We start from the raw sequence: 22,237 nt of genomic DNA, 5'->3' as shown, positions 1-22,237 counted from the left end.
ATGGCAGACGAACTCGAATTCATCGAGGAGGGGCTCCAGCGCTCCCAGATCGACGAGTTCTTCAAAGAGGAACTCGCCCGCGCCGGCTACGGCGGCATGGACGTCGCCCACACGCCGATGGGAACCCAGATCGTCCTCAAGGCCGAGAAGCCCGGGATGGTCATCGGGAAGGGCGGGAAGAACATCCGGAAGATCACGACGCAGCTCGAAGAGCGCTTCGACCTGGACGACCCGCAGATCGACGTCCAGGAAGTCGACGAGCCCGACCTGAACGCACAGATCGTCGCGGACCGCCTGGCGAACGCCCTCGAACGAGGGTGGTACTTCCGCAAGGCCGGTCACACGACCATCGACCGCATCATGGACGCGGGCGCGCTCGGCGCCGAGATCGTCCTGAGCGGGAAGGTCACCGGCAACCGCGGCCGCGTCGAGAAGTTCAACCGCGGCTACATCAAGCACAACGGCGAACCCGCCGAGTCCATCGTGGACCACGGCCAGGGCGTCGCCGTGATGAAGCTCGGTACCATCGGCGTGGACGTCAAGATAATCCCGCCGGGAGCCGAGCTGCCCGACGACTTCGAGATCGACGAGGACGCCGACATCGAGGACCTCATCGTCGACGAGGAGGAACTCGAAGGCGAAGGCGTCGAGGAGCTCCTCGAAGGCGAGGAGCCCGAAGACGTCGAAGCCGGCGGTCCCGAGGGCGAGGCCCCGGGTGAGGACGCCCTCACCGAGGCCGACGACGACGTCGCCGAGGAGGAAATCCTCGAAGAGGCCGTCGAGTCCGAGGAGGGTGCGAGCCCGACCTCGCCGCCGGACTCCGAGGAAGCCGTCGAGGAGGCCCTCGACGAACTCGAAGAGGAAGTCGAGCCCGACGACTTCGACGAGGTCGAGGCCGACGTCGAGGAGGAGGCCGACGCGCTCCTCGAGGAGATGGACGAAGCCGAAGCGTCCGAGGACGAGGAGGGTGAGGAATAATGGCGATCCTCCACACCCAGGAAATCCGCGACATGACGCCCGCCGAGCGTGAGGCCGAGCTCGAAGAGCTCGAGACCGAACTGCTCAACGAGAAGGCCGTGAAGGCCGCGGGTGGCGCGCCGGAGAACCCGGGCCGCATCGGCGAACTCCGCCGGACGGTCGCGCGGATCAAGACGATCCAGCGCGAAGAAGGCGACCTCGAAGCATAATGACGCTGACGCCCGAGACGCTCCCGCGACACGAACTCGTCGGCCTGCCGGTGCGGGTCGTCGACTCGCCCGACACCTCACAGGTCGGGATCGCGGGAACGGTCGTCTCGGAGACGACCAACACCCTCGTGATAGAGGTTGTCTCGGGCACCAAGCGCGTTCCGAAAGGTGGAAGAAGGTTCGAGTTCCGACTCATAGATGAAGCCGCGGCCCGCGTTCGGAGGACATCCGACGCCGCGTCGACGACGCGTCGACGTGACCGCAAGGGGGCCGGGACCGCGTCCCAACCCGACTCGCGCGGCGGCGCGACGGGCGAGGACGCGGCCTACGTTACGGTGGATGGCGATATACTGCTCTCACGGCCCGCACTACGCTCCGAAAACGGAGTCGAATCACAATGGCGATAGGACTGAACGTAGACGCGCCCGAAGGCGACTGTGCCGACGATGACTGCCCGTTCCACGGCAGTCTGTCCGTTCGCGGACAGGTCATCGAAGGCGAAGTCGCTTCTACGGCAATGGACAAGACCGTCGTCGTCGAACGCGAATACGACGTATTCGTCCCGAAGTACGACCGCTACATGAAGCGTCGTTCTCGGGTTCCGGCACACGCGCCGGAGTGCTTCGATATCGCAGAAGGCGACACGGTACGCATCGCAGAGACACGACCGCTCTCGAAGACCAAATCCCACGTGGTCGTCGAGCTCACGGAGGGTGAGAACTGATGGAAGCAATCAAAGCCGACGTCACGCCCGGACTGGAGAAGGGTTCCCTCATCACCTGCGCCGACAACACCGGCGCGCGCGAGCTCAAGGTCACGTCCGTCTCCGGCTATCAGGGGACGGTCAACCGACACCCCAAGGCGGGGATCGGTGACAAGATCACCGTCTCGGTGACGAAAGGGACGCCCGAGATGCGCCGACAGGTGCTGGAGGCCGTCGTGGTCCGCCAGCGCAAACCGATCCGGCGCCCCGACGGCACGCGCGTGAAGTTCGAGGACAACGCCGCGGTCATCATCGACGACCTCGGCGAGCCTCGCGGGACCGAAATCAAGGGTCCCATCACGCGGGAGGTCGCGGAGCGGTACGGCAGCATCGCGAGCACCGCGACGATGATCGTATAACATGACTGAACAACCACACAAACAGCGCACCCGCACGGAGAACGCGGCGCTCCACGAGCGCCAGAAGCAGGTTCGTGCCCACCTCGCGGAGGACCTCCGCGAGGAGTACGGTCAGCGGTACGTCCGCGTCAACGCGGGCGACACGGCCGAGGTCATGCGCGGCGACTTCGCCGGCGAAGAGGGCGAGGTCACCGACGTCGACCTGAAGGACGCCGCCGTCTACGTGGACGGCGTGACCGTCGAGGCCGCGGACGGCGAGGAGGTTCCCCGGGCGCTCGACGCCTCGAACCTCCGCGTCACGGGCCTCGATCTCTCCGACGACGTGCGCCAAACCCGACTGGAGGGTGACAACGAATGAGCAACCACCAGAAACGACTCTCCGTACCGAAGTCGTGGCCCGTCGAGCGGAAGACGGCCACGTTCACGGCGAAGGCAGGCGCTGGCCCGCACGGCGAGGCCGGCGTTCCGCTCGTCGTCGTTCTTCGGGACGTCCTCGGCTACGTCGACACGACGAAGGAAGCGAAGTACGCCGCGCACCACGACGGCGTTCTCGTCAACGGCGACACCGTCGGTGACGTGACGCAGCCCGTCGGGATGTTCGACATCCTGGGCTTCCCGGAGCGCGACGAGTACTACCGCGTCTTCCCCGACGAGGGTGGACGTCTCGCCCTGACCGAGATTCCGGCCGCAGACGCGGACGGGAAACTCGCGAAGGTCACGAACAAGACGCTCGTCGACGGCGGGCGCGTTCAGCTCAACCTCCACAACGGCCACAATCTGGTCGTCGAGGAGGACGAGTACAGCGGCAACGACAGCATCGTCGTCGACCTCGACAACGACGACGTGCTCGCGCACTTCCCGTACGAGGAGGGAGCGCTCGTCACCGCCGTCTCCGGCCAGCACGCCGGCGAAGTCGGTGAGATCACCGAGATCACCGTCTCGCCCGGGAGCTCCGACAACACGGTCGAAGTCGAGACCGACGAGGGCTCCTTCGAGACCGTCGAGAACTACGTCTTCGTCATCGACGAGCAGTTCGTCGACGACGAGACCGCGGCGTCCGAACCGGAGGGTGACGACGAATGAGTGACGCCACGTTCCACGAGATGCGCGAGCCCACCATCGAGAAGGCCGTCGTCCACATGGGTGTCGGGCAGGGTGGCCGCGAACTCCAGAACGCGGAGGAAATCCTCGAGGAGATCACCGGCCAGGAGTCCGTGCGCACGACGGCGAAGCGCACGGAGCCCGAGTTCGGCATCCGCGAGGGCGACCCGATTGGCGCGAAGGTCACGCTCCGCGGTGACGACGCCGTGGACTTCCTGACGCGTGCCTTCGACGCCGTCTCCCTCAAGCGCGCGCAGTTCGACGACACGGGGAACGTCTCCTTCGGCATCGAGGAGCACACGGACTTCCCGAGCCAGGAGTACGACCCGAACATCGGAATCTTCGGGCTGGACGTGACGGTCAACCTCGTCCGCCCCGGCTACCGCGTCTCCAAGCGGGACAAGCGGAGCCAGCCGATCCCCGAGAACCACCGCCTCGACACCGAGGACGCCATCTCCTTCCTCGAGGCGAACTTCGACGTGGAGGTCACGCAATGAGCGAAGCAGCACACGAGCACGAGGAGACGGGCCAGACCCACGAGTGCCGACGATGCGGCCGCAATCAGGGCCTCGTCGGTAAGTACGACGTCTGGCTGTGTCGACAGTGCTTCCGAGAGATCGCCCGTTCGATGGGCTTCAAGAAGTACAGCTAACAATGACAGGGAAAGACCCACTCTCCGACGCCCTCTCCGGCATCGACAACGCCGAGAGCGTCGGACACCTCAGTCACACGATATCGACCGCCTCCAACACCATCGGGTCCGTCCTCGAGGTCTTCTACGACCGCGGGTACATCGACGGCTTCGAGTTCGTCGACGACGGCAAGGGTGGCCAGTTCGAGGTCGAACTGAAGGGTGCCATCAACGAGTGCGGCCCGGTCAACCCGCGATACTCCGTGGGTGCCGACGAGTTCGAGCAGTGGGAGAAGCGCTACCTCCCGGCTCGTGACTACGGGACGCTCATCGTGACGACCAGCCACGGCATCATGAGCCACTACGAGGCCCGCGAAGAGGGCATCGGTGGCCAGGTCATCGCTTACGTCTACTAACAATGACGCGAACAGAACTCGAGATCCCCGACGACGTCGACGCGGAAGTCGACCACCTGGAGCTGACCGTCGAGGGGCCAAACGGCTCCGTCACGCGGCGGCTCTGGTACCCGGACGTGCGCGTCTCCGTCGACGACGGCGCGGTCGTCATCGAGGCGGAATCGGAGGACGCGAAGACGAACGCCACGGTCGGGACGTTCGAGAGCCACGTGACGAACATGTTCCACGGCGTGACCGAGGGCTGGGAGTACCGGATGCAGGTCCACTACTCTCACTTCCCGATGCAGGTCACCGTGGAGGATGACGAAGTGGTCATCGAGAACTTCCTCGGCGAGAAGGCGCCCCGGCGCGCGCAGATCCGCGGCGACACGGACGTGCAGGTCGACGGCGAAGAGCTGACCCTCTCGGGCTCCGACAAGGAGTCCGTCGGGCAGACCGCCGCCGACATCGAACAGCTCACCCGTGTCACCGATAAGGACACCCGCGTGTTCCAGGACGGCGTCTACATCGTCGAGAAACCGACGAAAGGAGGTGCCTGATAGATGGCAGACGAACCCCAGGAACTGGAAGACATCAGCGGCGTCGGCGCGAGCAAGGCCGAAGCGCTGCGCGACGCCGGCTACGAGACGGTCGAGGACGTGAAGGCAGCGAGCCAGGACGACCTCGCCGAAGTCGACGGCGTGGGCAACGCGCTCGCGGCCCGCATCAAGGCCGACGTCGGCGGTCTCGAAGTCTCCGAGGAGACCGAGACCGAAGTCGAGGAGGAATCGCCCGCGGCCGAGGCGGCCGCGGAGGAGTCGGAGGCGGAGACGGAACTCCGCCCGCGCGGTCACGCCGACAAGACGCCGGAGCTCGACGACGAGGAGGAGCGCCTCCTCGAACAGCGCCGGCGCGTCGGCAAGCCGCAGTTCAACCGACAGGACTACCACAAGAAGAAGCGGACCCCGACCTCGTGGCGCAAGCCCCGCGGAACGCTCTCGAAGCAGCGCCGCGGCATCAAGGGGAAGGGCCCGAAGGTCGAGGCCGGCTTCCGCACGCCGAAGGCGGTGCGCGGCAAGCACCCGAGCGGCTTCGAGGAGGTCCGCGTCCACAACGCGGACGACCTCGACGGCGTCGACCCGGACACGGAGGCCGTCCGCATCGCCTCGAAGGTCGGTGCGCGCAAGCGCGAGACCATCGAGGAGCAGGCCGAGGAGGCGGGCATCCGCGTCCTCAACCCGACCTACGTCGAAGTGGAGGTCGACAATGAGTGATCTGAGCGCACAGAAACGACTGGCCGCCGACGTCCTCGACGTCGGGAAGAACCGCGTCTGGTTCGACCCGGACGCCCAGGGCGAGATCGCGGACGCCATCACGCGCGAGGACATCCGTGAACTCGTCGACGAGGGCACCATCCGGGCCGAGACCAAGCAGGGCAACTCTCGTGGCCGTGCGCGCGAACGCGACGCGAAGCGCGCCTACGGTCACCGGAAGGGCCCGGGCACGCGCCGCGGTAAGGCGGGCGCCCGCCAGAACGAGAAGGACGAGTGGAAGAGCAGCATCCGCGCACAGCGCCGCGAGCTCCGTGAGCTCCGCGACAGCGGCGAACTCACGCCCGCCCAGTACCGTGAACTCTACAACATGGCGAAGGGCGGCGAGTTCGACAGCGTGAGCCGGCTGCACAACTACATCGCGGAACACTACGGTGAGCAATAATGGCTAGCGGCCCACGATACAAGGTCCCGATGCGCCGCCGGCGCGAGGTCCGAACGGATTACCATCAGAGGTTGCGCCTCCTCAAGTCGGGCAAGCCCCGGCTTGTCGCTCGAAAGAGCAACAACAACGTCACGGCGCAGCTGATCGCGACCGGCCCCGACGGCGACGAGACGCTCGCGAGCGCACAGGCGACAGACCTCGAGGAGTACGGCTGGGAAGCGCCGACGGGGAACCTCCCCTCGGCCTACCTGACCGGCTACCTCGCGGGCGTTCGCGCCCGCGAAGCGGGTCTGGACGAGGCCGTCCTCGACATCGGTCTGAACACCGCGACCCACGGGTCGAAGGTGTTCGCCGTCCAGGAGGGTGCAATCGACGCAGGCCTCGACATCCCGCACAACGAGGACGTCTTCGCCGACTGGCAGCGCACGCGCGGCGAGCACATCGCGGACTACGCAGAATCGCTCGACGAGCCGCTCTACAGCGGCGAGTTCGACGCCACAGAACTCCCCGAGCACTTCGATGACGTGCTCGAATCCATTCAGGAGGACTAACCAATGAGCTACAACGACAGCTGGCAGCCCCAGACCCGACTCGGCCGCCGCGTGCAGGAGGGCGAGATCGAGTCGATGTCGGCGGCGCTGAACACTGGGCTCCCGCTGAAGGAGCCGGAAGTCGTCGACAACCTCCTTCCGGGGCTCGACGACGAGGTACTGGACATCAACATGGTCCAGCGGATGACGGACTCCGGCCGCCGGGTGAAGTTCCGGTGCGTCGTCGCGGTCGGTAACCGCGACGGCTTCGTCGGCTACGCCGAGGGTCGCGACGACCAGGTCGGCGGCGCCATCCAGAAGGCCATCGAGGTGGCGAAGCTGAACATCATCGACGTCTCCCGCGGCTGTGGGTCGTGGGAGTGTGGCTGTGGGCGTCCGCACACGGTCGCGCTCAAGACGACCGGCAAGGCCGGGAGCGTCGAAGTCGACCTGATTCCCGCCCCGCGCGGCCTCGGTCTCGCGGGCGGTGAGACGGTCCGGCACGTCCTCGAACTCGCCGGTATCGAGGACGTCTGGACGAAGTCCGCCGGGAAGACGCGGACGACGGTGAACTTCGCGAAGGCGACGTTCAACGCCCTCCAGAACACGGCGGAGGCCCGCGTCCCCGAGCGCACCCGCGAGAAGCGCGAGGTGATCGAATAATGCAGGCGGTCGTCCAACTCCGCGGTGAGGTCGACATGCGTTCGAGCGTCGAGGACACGCTCTCGATGCTCAACCTCCACCGCGTCAACCACGCGACCCTCGTCCCGGAGACCGACGCGTACTCCGGGATGATAGCGAAGGTCAACGACTACGTCGCGTACGGCGAACCCTCCCTGGAGACGGTGAAGGCGCTCGTCGCGAAGCGCGCCGAGCCCCTCGAGGGCGACGCGGACGTCGACGACGAGTGGGTCGCCGAGAACACCGACTACGACGACGTCGACGACCTCGCGCGCGCGCTCTACAACGAGGAGACGACGCTGCGCGAGGCGGGGCTCTCCCCGGTCGTCCGGCTTCACCCGCCGCGCGGCGGTCACCAGGGAATCAAGCAGCCCCAGTCGGAGGGCGGACAGCTCGGTAAGCAGTCGACTGAGGAAGTCGACGAACTCCTCGAGAGGATGCGATAACAATGACGAGCAAGAAACGACGCCAGCGCGGCACGCGCACGCACGGTGGCGGCTCGCACAAAAACCGACGCGGTGCCGGCCACCGCGGTGGGCGTGGCCGTGCCGGCCGCGACAAGCACGAGTTCCACAACTACGACCCCATCGGGAAGAGCGGCTTCAAGCGCCCCGAGAAGGCGAAGCTCGACGTGGCCGAAATCACGGTCCGCGAGCTCGACGAGGACATCGCGCTCCACGTCGAGTCGGGCGTCGCCGAGGAGACCGGGGACGGCTACCGCGTCGACGTCCGTGACGTCGTCGAGGACGGCCACGAGGTCGACGCGGTGAAGGTCCTCGGGTCCGGGCAGGTCTACAACCAGCTCGAAGTCGTCGCCGACGCGTTCAGCGACGCCGCCGTCGACCTCATCGAGGCCGAGGGTGGCGAGGTCGTTCTCACCGAACGCGGTGAGGAGCTCGCCAGCGACGACGAGACCGACGAGAGCGAGGACTAATAGATGGGCTGGAAGGAAGCCGCCGAGCCGTACCTCACCCGGATGCCGACCGTCTCGCGCCCGGAGGGCCACGTGCCCTTCAAGCGCAAGATGGCGTGGACGGCGTTCATCCTGGTGGTGTACTTCTTCCTGACGAACGTCGCCCTCTGGGGGCTCGGGCAGAACGCGACCGACCTGTTCGGGCAGTTCCGCAGTCTGCTCGCCGGCGGTCAGGGCTCCGTCCTCCAGTTGGGGATCGGGCCCATCGTCACGGCGAGTATCGTCCTCCAGTTGCTCGGTGGGGCGAACCTGCTCGGCTTGGACACCGACGACCCGCGCGACCAGGCGATCTATCAGGGCCTCCAGAAGCTGCTGGTGCTCGTGATGATCTGCCTGACGGGCCTCCCGATGGTGTTCCTCGGTGGCTTCCTCCCGGCGGACACCGCGCTCGCGTCCGCGCTCGGGATCGGCGTCTTCGGCGTGAAGTGGATAATCTTCGCGCAGATATTCGTCGGCGGCGTCCTCATCCTCTACATGGACGAGGTCGTCTCGAAGTGGGGCGTCGGGTCCGGTATCGGCCTCTTCATCGTGGCCGGGGTCTCCCAGCAGCTCATCATCGGTCTGCTCTACTGGACCGGTGCCGGGACGGGCAGCATGGGTGTCCTCCCCTTCTGGATCAACGTCGTGCTCGGGAACATCGAGAACGTCACCGCGAGCTCGCTGCTGTTCAACTCGACGGTCGGGCTCCTCCCCATCATCACGACGCTGCTCATCTACGCGGTCGTCGTGTACGCGGAGTCGGTCCGCGTCGAGATTCCGCTCAGCCACGCCCGCGTGAAGGGCGCCCGCGGTCGCTTCCCCGTGAAGCTCATCTACGCGAGCGTCCTGCCGATGATCTTGGTGCGCGCCCTGCAGGCGAACATCCAGTTCCTCGGCCGGATACTCCGCGGATGGCTCGGTGAGGCCGGGATGCCCAACTGGCTCGGCGTCTACACCGTGTCGGAACAGGCCGGCCTGCAGGTCGCCGGTGGCCTGTTCTACTACCTCGCGCCCATCCACAGTCCCTCCGACTGGATGTGGTGGGTCGCCGGGGTGGGCGGCGCCGAACCGTGGCAGGTGCTCCTCCGGGTCGCCATCGACCTGACCTTCATGGTCATCGGGGGTGGCATCTTCGCCATCTTCTGGGTCGAGACGGCGGACATGGGCCCGGAGGCGACGGCGAAGCAGATTCAGAACTCCGGGATGCAGATTCCGGGCTTCCGGCAGAACGTCGGGGTCATCGAGAAGGTCATGGAGCGCTACATCCCGCAGGTCACCGTGATCGGCGGCGCGCTCGTCGGCCTCCTCGCCGTCGTCGCCAACATGATGGGTACCATCGGTGGCGTCTCCGGGACGGGGCTGCTGCTTACGATCTCCATCACGTACAAGCTGTACGAGGAGATCGCAGAGGAGCAGCTCATGGAGATGCACCCGATGATGCGCCAGATGTTCGGCAACGAATAGCGACCCGCTGCTCCCCCCGCCGTTTTCCCTCCGCCGTCCCCCACCCCGCGTAGCCGACGGTGTCGCGCTTCGCTCGTCGGTACCGTCGAGCGCGTTTCCGCAGACATTTATCCCGGGAGGGTGAACGGCGTGTCATGAGTGACCCGCGCATCCTGATCTTGGGCGCGCCCGGAGCCGGCAAGGGCACGCAGTCGAAGCGCCTCTGTGAGGCCTACGACATCGAGCACGTCACGACGGGCGACGCGCTGCGCGCGAACAAACACATGGAGACCGAGTACGGGACGCCCGCCGAGTACATGGACGCGGGCGACCTCGTCCCGGACCCGCTCGTCAACGAGATCGTCGCGGCGGCCCTGGAGGAGGCGGACGGCTTCGTCCTCGATGGCTACCCGCGCAACGAGAGCCAGGTCGAGTTCCTCGCGGACGCGACCGACCTCGACGTCGTCCTCTACCTCGACGTCTCCGAGGAGGAGCTCGTCGACCGGCTCACCGGCCGTCGTGTCTGCCCGGAGTGCGGTGCGAGCTATCACGTCGAGTTCAACCCGCCCGCGGAGGAGGGCGTCTGCGACGAGTGTGGCGCGGACCTCGTCCAGCGCGACGACGACACCGAGGAGACGGTGCGCGACCGCCTGGAGACCTATCGGGAGAACACCGAGGACGTCATCGAACACTACCGGGGTACCGACGCGTTCGTCGAAATCGACGGCGAGCAGACGCCCGACGACGTCTGGGCGGACGTGAAGGCCGCCGTCGACGAACGCGCGGAGTAAAAGGTTGATGAACGCCCCCGTCGGAGGTACGTAGCATGGCACGGACCGCGGAGAAAGTGCGGGACCTCGTCGCCGAGGACCCCGAGATGCGCGACGCCATCACGGCCCTCCTCGAACACGAGGACGAGACCGTGGAGTGGCGCGACGTCAACGAGTCGCTGACGAGCGGTCAGTGGGGTCGCCTCATCGAGAAGGGGGTCTTGGAGGAGGCCGGCGACGGCTTCCGCCTCGCCGACCCCGACGCCGTCCGCGAGGGACTCACGGGCGACGACGAACCCGCCTACGAGGGCGGGAGTGACGTCGAGCTCCCGGACGACGAGGAGAGCTCGTGGACGACGTACGACAAGGCTGCCGGCGTCCTCTCGCTCGTCATGATGACCGGCTACTACTACCACCCGATCCGGCGGACGGTCGGGCCCGCAATCGACGTCGTGCTCGGCCCGCTGAACGGGCTGTTGCCGTTCTTCGTCGTCGTGATGGTGCTCGCCGTCTGTACGGGATTCTGGACGTCGATCATCCAGGCGAACCTGATGGACTTCGACAAGATGTCCGTCTACCAAGAGCGGATGCAGGACATCCAGGAGCGCCAGAAGGCGGCGCGCGAGCGTGGCGACGAGGAGGCGCTCGATCGCATCCAGAAGGAGCAGATGGAGGCGATGGGCGACCAGCTCGGGATGTTCAAGATGCAGTTCCGCCCGATGGTCTGGATCATGCTCCTCACCATTCCGGTCTTCCTCTGGATGTACTGGAAGCTCGGGCAGATAGACCGGGGCGTGGAGCTCATCCTCCCGCTCGTCGGCCACACCCACCTCAAGGACACCATCGCGGGGTTCATGCCGGCGTGGATCGTCTGGTACTTCCTCTGCTCGATGGGGTTCAGCCAGATCGTCCGCAAGGGACTGGGCATCCAGACGACGCCGACCTGATCGGGGTGTAACGCCGTCGCACACGGCGTCGCGTCCCAAAAACGTCTTTTCCGGCCCCCACTATTTCGACGTATGCTGGTCACGATCTCCGGGCCGCCGGGCAGCGGGAAGTCCACGGTGGCGTCCACGCTCGCGGACCACCTCGGCTACGAGCACATCTCCGGTGGGGACATCTTCCGCGGGCTCGCCGACGAGCGCGGGCTGACCCTTGAGGAGTTCAACGAGCTCGCCGAAGAGGACCCGCAGATCGACAAGGAACTCGACGAACAGCTGCGCGAGACGGCGCGCGAACGCGACGACGTCGTCCTCGAATCCCGCCTCGCGGGCTGGATGGCCGGCGAGTACGCCGACATCAAGATTTGGCTCGACGCCCCGCTCGGCACGCGCTGTCGCCGAATCGCCGAACGTGAGGGGAAGACGCCCGCCGCGGCGCGCAAGGAGACGGAGAAGCGCGAGGCCTCGGAGAACGCGCGCTACGCGGAGTACTACGACGTCGACTTCGACGACCTCACTATCTACGACCTCTCCGTGAACACGGCACGCTGGGGTCCGGAGGAGGTGACGGACATCGTCCTCTACGCCGTCGACGCGTACGTCCCGTCGCAGGACGAGGGGCCGACGCCAATCGACGACGTCCGCTACGAGTTCTAAATGCGCCGCGTGGCCCCCGAGGAGCGCGACGTCGACGCCCTCCGCGAGTTCGGCGTGGTGAACCTCGACAAACCGCCGGGCCCCTCCGCCCACCAGGTCTCGGCGTGGATTCGCGACATGGTCGACGTGGAGAAGGCCGCCCACGCCGGAACGCTCGACCCGAAGGTCACGGGCTGTCTCCCCGTCCTGACCGGGACGGCGACACGCCTCGCGCCCGCGCTCCTCGAAGGGCCGAAGGAGTACGTCGCCGTCCTCGAACTCCACGCCCGCGCGCCGACGGACCTCGACACGGTCCTCGCCGAGTTCGAGGGCCCGCTGTACCAGAAACCCCCGCGCAAGAGCGCCGTCGCGCGCCGCCTGCGCGTCCGCGAGGTGTACGCCCTCGACCGCCTCGAACTCTCCGAGGACCGCCGGCAGGTCCTCGTCCGTATCCGCTGTGAGAGCGGGACCTACGTCCGCAAACTCTGTCACGACCTCGGGCTCGCGCTCGGCACCGGCGCGCACATGGGCGACCTCCGCCGGACCGCGACCGGGCCGTTCGACGACGCCGACCTCGCCACCCTCCACGACCTCGCGGACGCGCTCGCCGAGTGGCGCGAACGTGACGACGAGACGTGGCTCCGCGACGTCCTCGCGCCCGCCGAGACGGCACTCACTCACCTCCCGTCCGTCACCATCGCCCCCTCGGCCGCCGACAGCGTCGCCGACGGCGCGCCCGTGTTCGCACCGGGCGTCATCGACGCCGAGGACGCGACCGACGGTGCGCTCGTCGCCTGCTACACGCCCAACGGTGCGGTCGTCTGTCTCGGCCGTCTCGTCGGTGACCCCGACGCCGACTCCGGGGAGGTCGTCTCGCTCGAACGCGTCCTCGTCTGACGGCGGAGGGTCATCGGACGCGACGGCGGTCTCGCCGACACGCGTCGTCATCGAAACGAAGGCCTTAATGCTGGCACCCGCTTCCTCCCGAGTGCGGGGCCGTGGGGTAGCTTGGTATCCTCGGCGGATGGGGTCCGTCGGACTTGAGTTCGAATCTCAACGGTCCCACTCCCACTTTCGTTGCTTCTACACAAGTACCGGTAGGAGCATTAGCTTCTCATTTTGCACGCTCTACAACGCAATTTCGATACTCTCGATGTCGTAATATAGTGGCGACGTGCGCCGTCGCTCGCACTCGACGCCGCTTCAAAACACGCCGATGACGGGTCCGGGGGACCGATCCGGGCGGCTCCGCCACCAGCGAACACGCAGTACACGGTCCGGAGCGGGCGATCCCACGGCCACTCCCGGAGTCTCACCGTATTGGTCCGTGTCGGCTCTGTCTCGGTGTTCTCCCCCCGCCGGCTTATACTTACTGCCTGATTAGTCAGCAACATCGTGCGAGCTTTAACAATTATGTATAATAATAGTTTTACGGATGGGTCGGTGACGGTGACGTAGACGTGACAGAGGACAACACCGACAAGACGCTTTCGCGGCGGCACTACCTGACGGCGGCGGGCGCGACGGGCGTGGCGGCGCTGGCAGGCTGTGCGAACGGCGGGAGCGGGAGCGGGGACGGCGAAGGCGGAAGCGGCGGGTCGAACGAGCTGGAAATCCTGCACGGTTGGACGGGCGGCGACGGGCAGGCCGCCTTCCAGAGCATGCTGGAGGGGTTCGAGGAGGCGTACCCGGACGTCACGGTCAACGACAAGGCCATCGGTGGCGGCGGGAACACGAGCCTGAACACGCGTATCAACGTCCGGCTCGGCAACGACAACCCATCGAGTTCGTGGGCTGACTGGCCGGGGAAGAACCTCCTCCAGTTCACCGAGGCCGGCCTGCTCGGGGACATCGAGGAGTCCGTCTGGAGTCAGAACGACATGAAGGAGGCGTACGTCTCCGGCCCGCAACAGGCGGCCCGTCCGGACGGCACGTACGTCGCGGTGCCGACGAACATCCACCGCATGAACAACCTCTTCTACAACCCCTCCGTCGTCGAGGCGGCCGGCGTCGACGTCTCCGCCATCGAGACCCCCGCCGACCTCACCGACGCCCTCGCCCAGGTCGAGGAGAACACCGACGCCGTCGGCATGGCTCAATCGACGCAGGCGCCGTGGACGACCATCGACCTCTGGGCGGCCGTCTACCTGGGTCAGTCGGGCTGGGACACCTACCAGGAGTTCATGGCGGGCGAGGCCGAAACCGGTCCCATCGCGGACGCCTTCAAGACCATCAACGCCTACAGCGAGTACTTCAACTCCGACGCCGGCACCGTCGGCTGGCAGGAGGCCAACAACCTCATCATCGACGGCGGGGCCGCCTTCTTCCACCAGGGCGACTGGGCCGCCGGCATGTACGCCGGCACCGACGACTTCGAATACGGCACCGACTGGGACCAGATAACCTTCCCCGGGACGGAGGGGCTCTACTCGATCAACATGGACTCGTGGGTCTACCCGGCGAACAACCCCTCGCCGGCGGCCACCGAGAAGTGGCTCACCTACGTCGGCACCACGGACGCCCAGGTCCGCTTCAACACCCACAAGGGTTCGATTCCGCCGCGTAGCGATGTCCCGATGGACGAGTTCAGCGAGTTCCAGACCAACCAGTACAGCGACTTCCAGGACTCCACCGCCCAACCGCCGAGCACCGGGCACGGCCTGGCGACGACCCCCGAGGTCCTGAGCAACCTCAAGACCGCCGTCAGCCAACACTACTCCGAGTTCACCGACTCGGCCGCGGAGGCGACCGCACAGGCCTTCGTCGGCGCCTTCGACACGTAACGCGACGGCGCACGGTGGACGTTCCACCGTCCACGGGTCGTCGGACGCCGCCGCTTCGTCTCCGACTTCGAAGCCCACGACCCACGAGCGTCGCGTTCGTGCCCCTCACAACACACGGTCGACGCGAGCGAATGTGAGCGTGGCAATAGGGCCGACGGTCTCGTGGCGGAGAAAAGCGCCCGAGCGACTGCGCCGCTCGGTGGGGCATATTCGTGGTCTACTCGTCGCGCTTCACGGCCGGGTTCGTCGAACCGCCCGTCTTCTTCTCTCTCGGGTCGGCTCCGCCGACCACTCGGTCCAAAAACACGGGGGAAAAACTCCCGAGCGACTCCGTCGCTCGGTGGAGGGGTAGCGAGTCAGTCGTCGCGCTTCACGGCCGGGTTCGTGACCGCGCCAGTTCCGTCTTTTACGTCGTCGGGTGCGCGTAGCGCACCACTCCTCGCAAAACACGGGAGAAAACCGCCCGGTCTCGCTCTGCTCGACCGGTGAGGGCCGCGCTGGGACTGCGTCGTCAGTCGTCGCGCTTGACCGCGGGGTTCGTGACCGCGCCGTTCGCGGCGGAGTCGAACATGTCGCCGTACTTGCGGAGGAAGCCCCCCTCGTACTGGATTTCGGGGCGTTCGTAGTCGGCGAGGCGGGCGTCGAGTTCTTCCTCAGTGAGGTCGACGGAGAGGTCGCGCTCGCGGACGTCCACGGTCACCGTGTCGCCGTCCTCGAGGGCGGCGATGGGGCCGCCGACGACGGATTCGGGAGCGATGTGGCCGATCATCGGGCCGCGGGTCGCGCCGCTGAAGCGCCCGTCGGTGAGGAGCGCGACGTCGTCCTCGTGGCCCTGGCCGACGACGGCGGCGGTGACGCCGAGCATCTCGCGCATCCCGGGGCCGCCGCGGGGGCCCTCGTTGCGGATGACGATGACGTCGCCGGACTCGATTTCGCCGCCCTGCACGTACGCCATCGCGTCCTCCTCGTTGTCGAAGACGCGCGCCGGCCCCTCGTGGTGGAAGCCCTCCTCGCCGGTGACCTTGAGGACGCCGCCGTCCGGCGCGAGGTTTCCGGTGAGAATCTTGATGGCGCCCTCCTCGTGGTAGGGGTCCTCGGTGGTGGCGAGGAAGTCCGCGTCGATGTCCTCGTCGGCGGGGAGGTCGAGCGTCTCCAATTCCTCCGCGATGGTGTTCCCGGTGACGGTCATCGCGTCGCCGTGGAGATACCCACCTTCGAGGAGGCGGCGGATGACGACCGGGACGCCACCGACGTCGTGGAGGTCCTTCATGACGCGCGAGCCACCGGGCTGGAGGTTGGCGATCTTCGGCGTGCGCTTGCTGATCTCGTCGAACTCCTCGATGGAGAGCTCGACGCCGGCCTCGGCGGCGAGCGCGAGGACGTGGAGGACGCCGTTCGTGGAGCCACCGAGCGCGACCTGCACGGCGATGGCGTTCTCGAAGGACTCCTTCGTGAGGATGTCGCTCGGCCGGCGGTCGTTCTCGACGGCGTCGAGGGCGACCTTTCCGGCCTCGCGGGCGACTTCGAGGCGCTCCTCGCTCTCCGCGAGCGGGGAGGCCGACCCGAGGGGTGCGAGCCCGAGCGTCTCGCTGATGGAGGCCATCGTGTTCGCGGTGAACATCCCGCCGCAGGAGCCCGCGCCCGGGCAGGCCTCGTGCTCCATCTCGACGAGTTCCTCCTCGGTCATGTCGCCGGAGGCGACGCTGCCGACGCCCTCGAAGACGTTCTGGACCGTGATTTCGCGCCCCTCGTGGTGGCCGGGCATGATGGAGCCCCCATAGAGGAAGACGCTCGGGAGGTCGGTGCGGATGGCGGCCATCATCATCCCGGGGAGGTTCTTGTCGCAGCCGCCGATGGTGACGAGCGCGTCCATGCGCTCGGCGAAGGAGACGAGCTCGACGGAGTCCGCGATGACCTCGCGGCTGATGAGGGAGGCCTTCATCCCCTCGGTCCCCATGGAGATGGCGTCGCTGACGGTGACGGTGCCGAACTCGATTGGCATCCCGCCCTCCTCGTCGATGCCGACGGTCGCGGCGTCCGCGACGTCGTCGAGGTGGACGTTGCACGGCGTGATGTCCGCCGCGGGGTTGGCGACGCCGATCATCGGCGACGCGAGGTCCTTGTCGTCGTACCCCATCGCGCGAAACATCGCGCGGTGGGGCGCGCGGTCCGGTCCCTCCGTGACTTCGGTGCTGCGCAGCTCGGGGTCCTTCGCGGGTTTCTCGCCCACCCCGTCGCTCGCGCCGTCGGGCACAGACGGCTCCGTCTCGTCCGGGTTCGACTCCGGTTTGCCGCTCATTGTCGAACCTTGCCCGCCGGCGGCCATAAACCCAGCGCGATTTCTACGACAGCGGGACGCTCGCGCGACCGGAAGCTACTCGGGCGCCCGGCCGCGAGCGCACGTATGCACGTCGCGGTCGCACACTACCCGGAGGGCGCGGGCCACGCCACGCGGATGCTCGCCGTCGCGCGCGAACTCGAAGCCCGCGGCGCGACGGTGTCGCTCGCCGGCGGCGGCCCCGGCAAGCGCTTCGTCGACCTCCTCGGCTACGACGAGTACGTCCCGACGCCCGTCGACTACGTCGGGGAGTATCAGGGGGCGGGCGGGCTCGCCGCGACACTCACCGGAAGCGTGCCCGCGAGCGCGAAGCGCGTTCGGGACCTCTCCCGCTGGCTCCGGCGCGAGGACCCCGACCGGCTCGTCACGGACGACATGTTCGCGGCGATGGCCGCGCCGCTCGCCGGCGTCCCCTGTTACGTCACGACGCACAACGCGCCCGGGTTCTACGACGACGCCGTCGAGCGCGCGGGCGCGGACGTCCTCACGCGTTACCAGCGCGGCGTCGCCCGCGACTTCTACTATCCGACCGTCTGGCCGCATGCGAGCGCCGACCCCGCGGGCGTGACGCGCGTCCCCCCGCTCGCGCTCGACGTCGAGGCCCCCGTCGTCGGCGACCCGGACGTCGTCGTCCTCCCCAGCACGTACTCGACGGCGCTCGACGAGAGCGTCGCGCGCCTCCGCGAGGCCGGTCGGGACGTGACGCTCGTCGGCGGCGACGACTGGGAGCCCGTCGCCTCGATGCTGCCGACGCTCCGCGCCGCCGACCTCGTCCTCTGTCCCGGCTACTCGACGGTGATGGAGGCCGCCGTCGCTGGGACGCCCTGCCTTATCTACCCCTTCACGAGCGAACAGCGCGGCGTCGCGCGACTCGCCTCGCGCGCGACCGGCTTTCGCACCGTCACGTCGCCCGACGAGGTCGTCCGGGCCGCCCGCGACCCGCCGGCCGCACCGACCTACGAGAACGGCGCGGGACGCGTCGCTGCCGGCGTCCTCGACGGGTGACGTCGCTCCCTCCATCGGTCGACCGGCCGGCCGCCGCTCGCCGAATCCTCCACAACTGGTAAGCGCCGGGCGCGCTCATGGGGGCGTATGGCGAGGTTACCGTTCGGCGTCTCGCGCTTCGACGGGCAAATCGGGGGTGGTGCCCCGTCGGGGAGCGTCGTGCTCCTCGCGGGGAGCGCGGGGGCCGGCGCACGCGAGTTTCTCTACACGAGCACCGTCTTCAACGGCATGCTCAAGGACGACCCCGAGCTCTTCGATCTCCACTACGGCGACCTCGACCCCGGCGTCGAACCCCCCGACGAGGTCCACTACGTCTCCTTCTCGGCGAGCCGAGGGGACGTCAGCCGCGAGATAACGTTCTCGATGGACAACGAAATCGTCGCCTCGGGGCTCTCCGGCGTGACGTTCGCCGACCTCTCCGCCGAGTACTTCCAGCTGAGTCCGGTCCCACGCGAGTGGTACGTCGACGAACCCCGCTCGCTCTCCGAACTCGGGGAGACGACGGACCGACGGAGCGTCATCCAGGCGTTCGCCGACTACCTCGACGAGCACGCCGCGGACAGCCTCGTCGTCGTCGACTCCCTCACGGACCTCGTCGGCGACCAGCAGCGCGAGCGCCCGTGGGCCGACGTCGTCTACCTCCTCAAGGGCCTGCGCAAGGCCACCCGCGAGTGGGACGGCCTCGTGCTCCTCCACCTCTCGCGCGACGCGATTACCGAGACCGAGTTCGGCGAGCTGATGGCCTGCGTCGACGGCACCGTCCAGTTCGGCTGGGAGACCGGCGGTAACGAACGCGTCCGGACGATGTTCGTTCAGGAGTTCCGCGGCGTCCTCAGCCAGCTCGAAGAGGAGGACATCGTCCGCTTCGAGACCGAGATACACGAGGCCGGCTTCGACGTCTCGAACGTCCGCAAGATTCGATGAGCGACGACGAGCGCGCGGACGACGACTTCCCGGAGGACGCGGCGACGACCGACCTCCCGCCACCCGAGGAGCGCGGCGCGCCGACCTTCGACGAGGACGACACCGCGGACGAGGACGAAGCCGAGGTCGACGTCGACGAGGACCTCTTCGAGGAGGTGGACGTCGAGGGTGACCCCGCGGACGCGAGCGCGTGGGAGTCGCTCACCGAGGGCGAGGTGGCCGACGAGGAGGCCGCCGACGTCGACGTCGACGGCGACGTCCGCGTCGTCTCGGATCGCACCTGCCACGGCTGTCGCTTCTTCGCCGACCCGCCCGCCCTCGAATGTACGCACGAGGGGACGGAGATACGCCGCGTCGTCGACAGCGAGCGCTTCGAGGTCGTCGACTGCCCGATGGTCGTCGAGGACGTCGACGTCGACGCCGTGGATGAGTCACCCACCGAGGAGCTCGACGAGGTCGACGCGCCCGCCACGGACGAGGACGCGGCAGACGACGCCGCGGGGGACACACCCGTCGTGGCCGCCGGAGACGAGGACGGCGACGCGGGTGAGGGGCTCATCGACATCCGCGACGCCGCGGACGGCGACGAACACGAGACGACGACGTCGGACACCGGGAGCGACGGCCCCACGCCTGGCGCGTCCATCGACGACGACCCGAACACGTCTGACGATGTATCGGCCGACGACGAACCGGACGACCTGGACACGTCTCACGACACATCGGCCGACGAGAACGCCGTCGGGGACCCGACGCCGAGCGACGCGTCGAACGAATCCGGCGCGGTCGCCGGTGTGGCCGCGGACGACGCCGAACGCGCGAACGACGACGAGCGGACCGTGGAGGCGGACGCGACGACCGCCACGAGCGACGACGGCCGAACGGGGAACGAGCCGTCCGCGGTCTCCGAACCGGACGACGATGCCACCGGTGACGCGGGCGAGACCGTCTCCCCGGACGACATCGCGTGGGGCGACGACGCGAATGGCGGTGCGGAGTCAGCGAACGCGACCGACGACGACACCGTGGACGCCGACGCGGAGGCCGACGGCACGGACGAGGACGACACCGTCTCCCCCGACGAAATCACGTGGGGCGACGCGGACGGCGATGCGGACGACGGCGGCGAGGAGCGGGACGGCGACGACGAGGACCTCGCAATCGAGTGGGCGAACGACGACGAGGAGTGACGAAAGCGGGGGCTTTTCGGCGTCCGTCCCCACCCCACGCGTATGCAGTTCTGCGACGAGTGCGGGTCGATGATGCACGCCGACGGCGACGTGATGGTCTGTTCGAGCTGCGGCCACGAACAGGGCCGCGACGCCGCCAGCGAAGCCGACTACGTCACGACCGACGCGCAGGACGACAGCGACGTCATCGAGACCACCGAGAACGCCGACGACGAGGGCAAACCCACCGCCGAGGTCATCTGCGACGCCTGCGGCAATACCGAAGCGTGGTACACCATCAAACAGACCGGCGCCGCAGACGAACCACCCACGCGCTTTTTCAAGTGCACCGAGTGCGGCCACCGCTGGCGGAGTTATAACTAACGACCTTTTGCTGCGGGCGGCGAGCCGCCCTGGCAAAAGCTCGACCAAAAGCCCGTCGGACCACCGTCGGTGGTCCTCGGGCCTCGCGCTAGCGCGCGAGTGAACCGGCGACCTACCGGGCTCTTCGAGCCACTCGGTCGCCGGACGCTAGCCCACGTGGAACGTTCAATACAGAGGAGCTATCGGACTCGCTTAACTACTCCAGAACAACTTGTAGACGATATATGCGAATATCAGAACTGCGATAGAGAGTATTAGCGTTAACTGAGTAGCTTCCCACGACGCCCTCTCGCGGGTCGTGTCGTACCTCGGTCGATCGACCGTCCCACGTGGCCAGCGTTCGCCGAGCGAGCGGTTCGTCAGAACCCGAGCGAGGCGATTCACCGGTCGCCAGGGGCGACCGGCCTTTTCTCCCGTGTTTTTGCACGGTGAGGGTCGCCGGAGGCGACCCCTCCGTGGAAAAAGACGGTCGTTCTTAGTTGCCGCGGCCCTGCAGCTGCTCCTCTTCGGGGAGGTCGGCGTTGGCTTCGCCCTTCATGCCCGCGCCGATGTTGGAGGCGATTTCCTCGAGACGCTCGGGGTCGTCGTGGTTGTTGACGGCGTCGACGATGGCGCGGCCCATCTTCTCGGGGTCCTCGGCGCCGAAGATGCCGGAGCCGACGAAGATGCCGTCGCACTCGTGGTACATCATGAGCGCGGCGTCGGCGGGCGTGGCGATGCCGCCGGCGGCGAAGTTGACGACGGGGAGGCGCCCCATCTCGGCGGTCTCGTGGACGAGCTCGCGCGGCGCCTCGTGCTCGCGGGCCCACATGACGCGCTCCTCGTGGTTCATGCCCTCGAGCTTGCGAATCTCGCTCTTGATGGTGCGCTGGTGGTGGACGGCCTGATTGACGTCGCCGGTGCCGGCCTCGCCCTTCGTGCGGATCATCGCGGCGCCCTCGTCGATGCGCCGGAGGGCCTCGCCGAGGTTGCGCGCGCCGCAGACGAACGGCGCGGTGAAGTCGCGCTTGTCGATGTGGTATTTGTCGTCGGCGGGGGTGAGGACCTCGGACTCGTCGATCATGTCGGCGCCCGCGACCTCCATGATTTCGGCCTCCTTGCGGTGGCCGATACGGACCTTGCCCATGACGGGAATGGAGACCTCCTCGATGATCTCGTCGATGGTGCCGGGGTCGGCCATCCGCGCGACGCCGCCGCGCTTGCGGATGTCGGCGGGCACGGCTTCGAGGTGCATGACGGCGACCGCGCCGGCGTCCTCGGCGATGCGGGCCTGCTCGGCGTTCACGACGTCCATGATGACGCCGCCCTTCTGCATGCGTGCGAAGCCGCGCTTCACGAGGTCCGTCCCGCGCTTGAGGTCCTCGATGTCCGTCTCGGTCATACCAAAAAGTAGCGTCGGGACCGCCAAAGGAATGCCGGTTGCGGTGCCCGCGGCCGTCGCGTCGAGACCGTCGGCGGCGGCGCGTCGGCGTTCCCGACGGCGCGGCGTGTCCGTCCTCGGCTCCCCGCCCGCCACGCGCGTCGCCCGT

Annotated in this window: 29 protein-coding genes and 1 tRNA gene; 28 read left to right on the top strand and 2 right to left on the bottom strand. The window is 67.6% G+C overall.

Annotated features, from left to right (window positions below):
• The 24 genes from IEX84_RS01270 (at nt 1) to IEX84_RS01155 (ending at nt 14,888) form a co-directional block, all read left to right on the top strand.
• Nucleotides 1-978, top strand: a complete 978-nt coding sequence (locus tag IEX84_RS01270) for a 30S ribosomal protein S3 (RefSeq protein ID WP_188869165.1) — start codon at nt 1-3, stop codon at nt 976-978.
• Complete coding sequence (gene rpmC, locus IEX84_RS01265; protein ID WP_188869164.1) at nt 978-1,187, top strand: 50S ribosomal protein L29; 210 nt, start codon at nt 978-980, stop codon at nt 1,185-1,187. Before IEX84_RS01270 ends, rpmC begins: the two co-directional genes overlap by 1 nt.
• Entirely contained in the window at nt 1,187-1,594 is a 408-nt protein-coding gene (locus IEX84_RS01260) for a ribonuclease P protein component 1 (protein ID WP_245188517.1), read from the top strand. The genes rpmC and IEX84_RS01260 overlap by 1 nt, the downstream gene beginning before the upstream one ends.
• Nucleotides 1,585-1,911 carry a 30S ribosomal protein S17 gene (locus IEX84_RS01255; RefSeq protein ID WP_188869163.1) on the top strand — a complete coding sequence of 109 codons (327 nt, stop codon included), beginning with the start codon at nt 1,585-1,587 and terminating at the stop codon, nt 1,909-1,911. Before IEX84_RS01260 ends, IEX84_RS01255 begins: the two co-directional genes overlap by 10 nt.
• Nucleotides 1,911-2,309 (top strand): 50S ribosomal protein L14, encoded by a 399-nt coding sequence (locus IEX84_RS01250; protein WP_188869162.1) that lies wholly within the window; start codon nt 1,911-1,913, stop codon nt 2,307-2,309. Before IEX84_RS01255 ends, IEX84_RS01250 begins: the two co-directional genes overlap by 1 nt.
• 1 nt (nt 2,310) lies before the next feature.
• Nucleotides 2,311-2,667, top strand: coding sequence for a 50S ribosomal protein L24 (gene rplX / locus IEX84_RS01245; protein ID WP_188869161.1), 357 nt, complete (start codon nt 2,311-2,313; stop codon nt 2,665-2,667).
• Entirely contained in the window at nt 2,664-3,392 is a 729-nt protein-coding gene (locus tag IEX84_RS01240) for a 30S ribosomal protein S4e (RefSeq protein ID WP_188869160.1), read from the top strand. The genes rplX and IEX84_RS01240 overlap by 4 nt, the downstream gene beginning before the upstream one ends.
• Nucleotides 3,389-3,907, top strand: a complete 519-nt coding sequence (locus IEX84_RS01235; protein WP_188869159.1) for a 50S ribosomal protein L5 — start codon at nt 3,389-3,391, stop codon at nt 3,905-3,907. The genes IEX84_RS01240 and IEX84_RS01235 overlap by 4 nt, the downstream gene beginning before the upstream one ends.
• Nucleotides 3,904-4,062: a 30S ribosomal protein S14 gene (locus tag IEX84_RS01230; protein ID WP_020220819.1), complete on the top strand. Its 159-nt coding sequence runs from the start codon at nt 3,904-3,906 to the stop codon at nt 4,060-4,062. Before IEX84_RS01235 ends, IEX84_RS01230 begins: the two co-directional genes overlap by 4 nt.
• A gap of 2 nt (nt 4,063-4,064) precedes the next feature.
• Complete coding sequence (locus IEX84_RS01225; RefSeq protein ID WP_188869158.1) at nt 4,065-4,457, top strand: 30S ribosomal protein S8; 393 nt, start codon at nt 4,065-4,067, stop codon at nt 4,455-4,457.
• 2 nt (nt 4,458-4,459) lie between these two features.
• On the top strand, nt 4,460-4,996 hold the full coding sequence (locus IEX84_RS01220) for a 50S ribosomal protein L6 (protein ID WP_188869157.1): 537 nt from the start codon (nt 4,460-4,462) through the stop codon (nt 4,994-4,996).
• 3 nt (nt 4,997-4,999) lie between these two features.
• A complete protein-coding gene (locus IEX84_RS01215; protein WP_188869156.1) occupies nt 5,000-5,710 on the top strand; it encodes a 50S ribosomal protein L32e in 711 nt (236 codons plus the stop codon).
• Nucleotides 5,703-6,152 (top strand): 50S ribosomal protein L19e, encoded by a 450-nt coding sequence (locus IEX84_RS01210; protein ID WP_188869155.1) that lies wholly within the window; start codon nt 5,703-5,705, stop codon nt 6,150-6,152. The genes IEX84_RS01215 and IEX84_RS01210 overlap by 8 nt, the downstream gene beginning before the upstream one ends.
• Entirely contained in the window at nt 6,152-6,703 is a 552-nt protein-coding gene (locus IEX84_RS01205; protein ID WP_188869154.1) for a 50S ribosomal protein L18, read from the top strand. The genes IEX84_RS01210 and IEX84_RS01205 overlap by 1 nt, the downstream gene beginning before the upstream one ends.
• Before the next feature lie 3 nt (nt 6,704-6,706).
• Nucleotides 6,707-7,345, top strand: a complete 639-nt coding sequence (locus IEX84_RS01200; RefSeq protein WP_188869153.1) for a 30S ribosomal protein S5 — start codon at nt 6,707-6,709, stop codon at nt 7,343-7,345.
• The gene (gene rpmD / locus IEX84_RS01195) at nt 7,345-7,809 is read left to right on the top strand and encodes a 50S ribosomal protein L30 (protein ID WP_188869152.1); all 465 of its coding nucleotides are present in this window, start codon (nt 7,345-7,347) and stop codon (nt 7,807-7,809) included. The genes IEX84_RS01200 and rpmD overlap by 1 nt, the downstream gene beginning before the upstream one ends.
• Before the next feature lie 2 nt (nt 7,810-7,811).
• Nucleotides 7,812-8,297, top strand: coding sequence for an uL15m family ribosomal protein (locus IEX84_RS01190; RefSeq protein ID WP_188869151.1), 486 nt, complete (start codon nt 7,812-7,814; stop codon nt 8,295-8,297).
• 3 nt (nt 8,298-8,300) lie between these two features.
• On the top strand, nt 8,301-9,779 hold the full coding sequence (secY, locus tag IEX84_RS01185) for a preprotein translocase subunit SecY (protein WP_188869150.1): 1,479 nt from the start codon (nt 8,301-8,303) through the stop codon (nt 9,777-9,779).
• A gap of 134 nt (nt 9,780-9,913) precedes the next feature.
• Nucleotides 9,914-10,549 carry an adenylate kinase gene (locus IEX84_RS01180; RefSeq protein ID WP_188869149.1) on the top strand — a complete coding sequence of 212 codons (636 nt, stop codon included), beginning with the start codon at nt 9,914-9,916 and terminating at the stop codon, nt 10,547-10,549.
• 35 nt (nt 10,550-10,584) lie between these two features.
• Entirely contained in the window at nt 10,585-11,475 is an 891-nt protein-coding gene (locus tag IEX84_RS01175; protein ID WP_188869148.1) for a DUF106 domain-containing protein, read from the top strand.
• Between the two features lie 72 nt (nt 11,476-11,547).
• On the top strand, nt 11,548-12,126 hold the full coding sequence (cmk, locus tag IEX84_RS01170; RefSeq protein WP_188869147.1) for a (d)CMP kinase: 579 nt from the start codon (nt 11,548-11,550) through the stop codon (nt 12,124-12,126).
• Nucleotides 12,127-13,002, top strand: a complete 876-nt coding sequence (locus IEX84_RS01165; RefSeq protein ID WP_188869146.1) for an RNA-guided pseudouridylation complex pseudouridine synthase subunit Cbf5 — start codon at nt 12,127-12,129, stop codon at nt 13,000-13,002.
• A gap of 95 nt (nt 13,003-13,097) precedes the next feature.
• Nucleotides 13,098-13,170 (top strand) — tRNA-Pro (locus IEX84_RS01160).
• 395 nt (nt 13,171-13,565) lie between these two features.
• Nucleotides 13,566-14,888 (top strand): ABC transporter substrate-binding protein, encoded by a 1,323-nt coding sequence (locus IEX84_RS01155; protein ID WP_188869145.1) that lies wholly within the window; start codon nt 13,566-13,568, stop codon nt 14,886-14,888.
• A gap of 511 nt (nt 14,889-15,399) precedes the next feature.
• Here IEX84_RS01155 and ilvD read toward each other — a convergent pair.
• Entirely contained in the window at nt 15,400-17,187 is a 1,788-nt protein-coding gene (ilvD, locus tag IEX84_RS01150; RefSeq protein WP_229732281.1) for a dihydroxy-acid dehydratase, read from the bottom strand.
• Nucleotides 17,188-17,292: 105 nt separating this feature from the next.
• On the opposite strand from ilvD, the gene IEX84_RS01145 reads away from it, so the two are divergent.
• From IEX84_RS01145 to IEX84_RS01130, 4 genes are all read left to right on the top strand, one after another.
• Nucleotides 17,293-18,231, top strand: coding sequence for a glycosyltransferase (locus tag IEX84_RS01145; RefSeq protein ID WP_188869144.1), 939 nt, complete (start codon nt 17,293-17,295; stop codon nt 18,229-18,231).
• Nucleotides 18,232-18,318: 87 nt separating this feature from the next.
• A complete protein-coding gene (locus IEX84_RS01140) occupies nt 18,319-19,155 on the top strand; it encodes an RAD55 family ATPase (protein WP_188869143.1) in 837 nt (278 codons plus the stop codon).
• Nucleotides 19,152-20,345 (top strand): hypothetical protein, encoded by a 1,194-nt coding sequence (locus tag IEX84_RS01135; protein WP_188869142.1) that lies wholly within the window; start codon nt 19,152-19,154, stop codon nt 20,343-20,345. The genes IEX84_RS01140 and IEX84_RS01135 overlap by 4 nt, the downstream gene beginning before the upstream one ends.
• Nucleotides 20,346-20,387: 42 nt before the next feature.
• Nucleotides 20,388-20,708 carry a transcription factor S gene (locus IEX84_RS01130; protein WP_188869141.1) on the top strand — a complete coding sequence of 107 codons (321 nt, stop codon included), beginning with the start codon at nt 20,388-20,390 and terminating at the stop codon, nt 20,706-20,708.
• Nucleotides 20,709-21,183: 475 nt separating this feature from the next.
• On the opposite strand, the gene pdxS is transcribed toward IEX84_RS01130, so the two are convergent.
• A complete protein-coding gene (gene pdxS / locus IEX84_RS01125) occupies nt 21,184-22,089 on the bottom strand; it encodes a pyridoxal 5'-phosphate synthase lyase subunit PdxS (RefSeq protein ID WP_188869140.1) in 906 nt (301 codons plus the stop codon).
• Nucleotides 22,090-22,237 lie beyond the last annotated feature (148 nt).

Origin of the sequence: Halarchaeum rubridurum (assembly GCF_014647115.1) — an archaeon.
GTDB lineage: Archaea > Halobacteriota > Halobacteria > Halobacteriales > Halobacteriaceae > Halarchaeum > Halarchaeum rubridurum.
The sequence above is the reverse complement of the archived record's forward strand: the minus strand, read 5'-3'. Positions and strand labels throughout refer to the sequence as shown.

Excerpts from the sequence above, each read along its gene's own strand:
- IEX84_RS01175 (WP_188869148.1), top strand. The coding sequence starts at position 10,585 with ATGGCACGGACCGCGGAGAAAGTGCGGGACCTCGTCGCCGAGGACCCC.
- IEX84_RS01205 (WP_188869154.1), top strand. The coding sequence starts at position 6,152 with ATGGCTAGCGGCCCACGATACAAGGTCCCGATGCGCCGCCGGCGCGAG.
- IEX84_RS01210 (WP_188869155.1), top strand. The coding sequence starts at position 5,703 with ATGAGTGATCTGAGCGCACAGAAACGACTGGCCGCCGACGTCCTCGAC.
- IEX84_RS01145 (WP_188869144.1), top strand. The coding sequence starts at position 17,293 with ATGCACGTCGCGGTCGCACACTACCCGGAGGGCGCGGGCCACGCCACG.
- IEX84_RS01235 (WP_188869159.1), top strand. The coding sequence starts at position 3,389 with ATGAGTGACGCCACGTTCCACGAGATGCGCGAGCCCACCATCGAGAAG.
- cmk (WP_188869147.1), top strand. The coding sequence starts at position 11,548 with ATGCTGGTCACGATCTCCGGGCCGCCGGGCAGCGGGAAGTCCACGGTG.
- IEX84_RS01215 (WP_188869156.1), top strand. The coding sequence starts at position 5,000 with ATGGCAGACGAACCCCAGGAACTGGAAGACATCAGCGGCGTCGGCGCG.
- IEX84_RS01140 (WP_188869143.1), top strand. The coding sequence starts at position 18,319 with ATGGCGAGGTTACCGTTCGGCGTCTCGCGCTTCGACGGGCAAATCGGG.
- IEX84_RS01260 (WP_245188517.1), top strand. The coding sequence starts at position 1,187 with ATGACGCTGACGCCCGAGACGCTCCCGCGACACGAACTCGTCGGCCTG.
- IEX84_RS01130 (WP_188869141.1), top strand. The coding sequence starts at position 20,388 with ATGCAGTTCTGCGACGAGTGCGGGTCGATGATGCACGCCGACGGCGAC.
- IEX84_RS01255 (WP_188869163.1), top strand. The coding sequence starts at position 1,585 with ATGGCGATAGGACTGAACGTAGACGCGCCCGAAGGCGACTGTGCCGAC.
- rpmC (WP_188869164.1), top strand. The coding sequence starts at position 978 with ATGGCGATCCTCCACACCCAGGAAATCCGCGACATGACGCCCGCCGAG.
- IEX84_RS01165 (WP_188869146.1), top strand. The coding sequence starts at position 12,127 with ATGCGCCGCGTGGCCCCCGAGGAGCGCGACGTCGACGCCCTCCGCGAG.
- IEX84_RS01200 (WP_188869153.1), top strand. The coding sequence starts at position 6,707 with ATGAGCTACAACGACAGCTGGCAGCCCCAGACCCGACTCGGCCGCCGC.
- IEX84_RS01180 (WP_188869149.1), top strand. The coding sequence starts at position 9,914 with ATGAGTGACCCGCGCATCCTGATCTTGGGCGCGCCCGGAGCCGGCAAG.
- IEX84_RS01250 (WP_188869162.1), top strand. The coding sequence starts at position 1,911 with ATGGAAGCAATCAAAGCCGACGTCACGCCCGGACTGGAGAAGGGTTCC.
- IEX84_RS01225 (WP_188869158.1), top strand. The coding sequence starts at position 4,065 with ATGACAGGGAAAGACCCACTCTCCGACGCCCTCTCCGGCATCGACAAC.
- pdxS (WP_188869140.1), bottom strand. The coding sequence starts at position 22,089 with ATGACCGAGACGGACATCGAGGACCTCAAGCGCGGGACGGACCTCGTG.
- IEX84_RS01270 (WP_188869165.1), top strand. The coding sequence starts at position 1 with ATGGCAGACGAACTCGAATTCATCGAGGAGGGGCTCCAGCGCTCCCAG.
- IEX84_RS01135 (WP_188869142.1), top strand. The coding sequence starts at position 19,152 with ATGAGCGACGACGAGCGCGCGGACGACGACTTCCCGGAGGACGCGGCG.
- secY (WP_188869150.1), top strand. The coding sequence starts at position 8,301 with ATGGGCTGGAAGGAAGCCGCCGAGCCGTACCTCACCCGGATGCCGACC.
- IEX84_RS01240 (WP_188869160.1), top strand. The coding sequence starts at position 2,664 with ATGAGCAACCACCAGAAACGACTCTCCGTACCGAAGTCGTGGCCCGTC.
- IEX84_RS01230 (WP_020220819.1), top strand. The coding sequence starts at position 3,904 with ATGAGCGAAGCAGCACACGAGCACGAGGAGACGGGCCAGACCCACGAG.
- ilvD (WP_229732281.1), bottom strand. The coding sequence starts at position 17,187 with ATGAGCGGCAAACCGGAGTCGAACCCGGACGAGACGGAGCCGTCTGTG.
- rplX (WP_188869161.1), top strand. The coding sequence starts at position 2,311 with ATGACTGAACAACCACACAAACAGCGCACCCGCACGGAGAACGCGGCG.
- rpmD (WP_188869152.1), top strand. The coding sequence starts at position 7,345 with ATGCAGGCGGTCGTCCAACTCCGCGGTGAGGTCGACATGCGTTCGAGC.
- IEX84_RS01220 (WP_188869157.1), top strand. The coding sequence starts at position 4,460 with ATGACGCGAACAGAACTCGAGATCCCCGACGACGTCGACGCGGAAGTC.
- IEX84_RS01190 (WP_188869151.1), top strand. The coding sequence starts at position 7,812 with ATGACGAGCAAGAAACGACGCCAGCGCGGCACGCGCACGCACGGTGGC.